Origin of the sequence: Pseudoalteromonas sp. S4741 (assembly GCF_005886135.1) — a bacterium.
GTDB lineage: Bacteria > Pseudomonadota > Gammaproteobacteria > Enterobacterales > Alteromonadaceae > Pseudoalteromonas > Pseudoalteromonas tetraodonis.
In genome coordinates this window covers 1-257 of sequence record NZ_PNCN01000307.1, presented here as the reverse complement: position 1 = coordinate 257, position 257 = coordinate 1, and the positions used below count along the sequence as shown (strand labels likewise).

1 pseudogene is annotated in these 257 nt (G+C 38.1%); it reads right to left on the bottom strand.

The features are described from left to right. Positions 1 to 47: 47 nt before the first annotated feature. Positions 48 to 257, bottom strand: a pseudogene (locus CWC30_RS18270) (DNA gyrase subunit A); the annotation flags it as partial.

The following is a 257-nucleotide window of genomic DNA, read 5'->3' as shown; positions in this document are numbered from 1 at the left end:
ATATTTGTCGCCATTCCTACCGCAATACCTTACGACCCATTAACTTACAGGTTAGGTATTTTAGTCGGTAATACATCAGGAATTTGCTCTGTGCCATCGTAGTTAGGCACTAAATCAACCGTTTCTTTTTCAAGATCTGCTAATAATTCGTTCGACATTTTTGACATACGTACTTCTGTATAACTGATTGCCGCTCAGGAATCACCATCAACCGAACAAAAGTTAACCTGACCATAAACTACCATAAAACTAAGAGA